Origin of the sequence: Kitasatospora sp. NPDC057512 (assembly GCF_042802135.1) — a bacterium.
Classification (GTDB): domain Bacteria; phylum Actinomycetota; class Actinomycetes; order Streptomycetales; family Streptomycetaceae; genus Kitasatospora.
Genome location: NZ_JBHVET010000958.1, coordinates 1 through 2,619 on the forward strand (window position 1 = coordinate 1; position 2,619 = coordinate 2,619).

3 protein-coding genes are annotated in these 2,619 nt (G+C 74.0%); 1 reads left to right on the top strand and 2 read right to left on the bottom strand.

All coding sequences use genetic code 11. The annotated features are described in order from the left end of the window. Positions 1–76: 76 nt before the first annotated feature. On the bottom strand, positions 77–1,462 hold the full coding sequence (locus ACFU6K_RS36205) for a phosphomannomutase/phosphoglucomutase (RefSeq protein ID WP_380670472.1): 1,386 nt from the start codon (positions 1,460–1,462) through the stop codon (positions 77–79). A 150-nt stretch (positions 1,463–1,612) separates the two neighbouring features. Then, entirely contained in the window at positions 1,613–1,978 is a 366-nt protein-coding gene (locus ACFU6K_RS36210; RefSeq protein WP_380670474.1) for a DUF3499 domain-containing protein, read from the bottom strand. Positions 1,979–2,142: 164 nt separating this feature from the next. Between ACFU6K_RS36210 and ACFU6K_RS36215 the strand changes: the two genes are divergently transcribed. Then, complete coding sequence (locus ACFU6K_RS36215) at positions 2,143–2,595, top strand: metallopeptidase family protein (RefSeq protein WP_380670476.1); 453 nt, start codon at positions 2,143–2,145, stop codon at positions 2,593–2,595. Positions 2,596–2,619: the final 24 nt, after the last annotated feature.

A 2,619-nucleotide genomic window follows, 5' to 3' on the forward strand; every position in this document is an offset into this window, starting at 1 on the left:
ATAGGAAACCCTACCGGCCGGGGCACCGGGGCCCGTGCTCAGGCGCTCCGCGCGGGCGCGAGCCCGGGCGAGGGGCTCAGCCGCGGACGACGGCGAGCACGCCGTCGCGCAGCTCGGCCATCTTCGCCGGGTCCTTGGCCTCGACGTTCAGGCGCAGCAGCGGCTCGGTGTTGGAGGCGCGCAGGTTGAACCACCAGTCCGGGCCGGCCACGGTCAGGCCGTCCAGCTCGTCCACCGTGGTGCCCTCCCCGCCCGCGTAGGCGGCGCGGACGGCGGCGGTGCTGGCGGCCTGGTCGGCCACGGTGCTGTTGATCTCGCCGGAGGCGGCGTAGCGGTCGTACTCGGCGGTGAGCCCGGACAGCGCGGACGGCTGCCCGCCGAGCGCGGCCAGCACGTGCAGCGCGGCCAGCATGCCGGTGTCGGCGCGCCAGAAGTCGCGGAAGTAGTAGTGCGCGGAGTGCTCGCCGCCGAAGACGGCGTCGGTCTCGGCCATCTCCTGCTTGATGAAGGAGTGGCCGACCCGGGTGCGCACCGGCTTGGCGCCGAGCTCGCGGACCACCTCGGGGACGGTCCAGGAGGTGATCAGGTTGTGGATGACGGTCGGCTCGGCCTCGCCGGCGGCCCGGGCGCGGGCGATCTCGCGGACGGCGACCAGGGCGGTGATCGCCGACGGGGAGACCGGCTCACCGCGCTCGTCCACGACGAAGCAGCGGTCGGCGTCGCCGTCGAAGGCCAGGCCCACGTCGGCGCCGACCTCGCGGACCCGGGCCTGGAGGTCGACCAGGTTCTTCGGGTCGAGCGGGTTGGCCTCGTGGTTCGGGAAGGTGCCGTCCAGCTCGAAGTACATCGGGACGAGCTCGATCGGCAGGCCGTCGAAGACGGTCGGCACGGTGTGGCCGCCCATGCCGTTGCCGGCGTCCACCACGACCTTGAGCGGACGGATCGCGGTGAGGTCGACCAGGCCCAGCAGGTGGTCGGCGTAGCCGCGCAGGGTGTCCTGGGCGGACAGCGCGCCCGGCTTCACGTCCTTGGCCGGGACGGTGACGGTGTCGTCCTCGGCGGTCCAGGACTCGACCAGCTCGCGGATCTCGGACAGGCCGGTGTCCTGGCCGACCGGGGCGGCGCCGGCCCGGCACAGCTTGATGCCGTTGTACTGGGCCGGGTTGTGGCTGGCGGTGAACATCGCGCCGGGCAGGTCGAGCTTGCCGCTGGCGTAGTACAGCTGGTCGGTGGAGCACAGCCCGATCTGCACCACGTCGGCGCCGTAGGCCGCGGCGCCCTCGGCGAAGGCCAGGCTCAGCGACGGCGAGGAGGGCCGCATGTCGTGCCCGACCACGATCGCGGTCGCGCCGGTGACCTGCACGAACGCGGCACCGAAGGCCCGGGACAGGCTCTCGTCCCACTGGTCCGGGACGACGCCTCGGACGTCGTACGCCTTCACGAGCTGCTTGAGGTCGCGCACTGCGGCTCCACCCTGGTTTTAGGACTGATCACGAAACGTCGCGGCCACCGCGCGTCGGTCGACGGGCGCGGTGACGGTAGACGGGCAGCGTACCCGGGCCGGACGAACGCCCCGTGCCAGGACCGGGAACGCCCCGTACCGGGAGGGGTGTCAGTTGTCGGGCGAGCGCAGCACCCGGAGGTGGCCGCGGCGGCTGCCCTCGGTGGACTCGCCCTCGAAGCCGCGGCCCTGACGGGGGGTCTGCGGGCGGGCGGCCTCGCGCACGGCGTTGGCCAGCGCCTCCAGGTCGTCGCTGCTGCGGCGCAGCGGCCCGGCCTCGGCGGCGAGCCGGACGACCTCCCAGCCGCGCGGGGCGGTGAGGCGCTCGGCGTGCTCGGCGCACAGGTCGTAGCAGTGCGGCTCGGCGTAGGTGGCGAGCGGCCCGAGGACGGCGGTGGAGTCCGCGTAGACGTACGTCAGCGTCGCGACGGCCGGCCGGCCGCACGCGGTCCGCGAACAACGACGTACAGAGCTCACGAGGGTGGACGGTACCGCACTCCCCGCCGGGGAGCGAAGACCGCCTGCCCGGAGGGGGTGCCGTGTCGCCCCGCGGGCGCCTGGGCCGCGTATCCCACGCCCCGTGTGATTCCCGGTCGGAGTGGTCCACTTCCGACCGTCCAAGGACTACCCTCGGCAGTGATATGGACAGCTCCGCACCGCAGTCATCGACAGGCCCGGCGCGCCGCCCCCGGCACCGCGACCGGCACGGGCGGGGCCTGCGCGGCCCGCTGGCGCCGCCCCAGGTGCCGATCTCGCTCACCCGCTCCGAACTGTTCGACGACTACGTGCGCGAGTCGGTGGAGCGCCTCGAACGGCGTTGGCCGCAGCTGATCGAGGTGGAGTTCGCCGTCCAGGAGGTGCCGCTGCGCGAGCCGGACGGCGCCGGCGCCGAGGACGGCGTGCCGCTGGGGCGGGTGTCGCCCGGCCGGCAGGGGCGCAAGAGCCAGATCGTGGTGTACCGGCGGCCGGTGGAGATCCGGGCGAAGACCCGGGAGGACCGCGCGGCGCTGGTGCACGAGATCCTGATCGAACAGGTCGCCGAGCTGCTCGGGCTGTCGCCCGACGCCATCGACCCGCGCTACGACGAGGACTGAGACGGGTTCCGGGGCCCGCGCCGG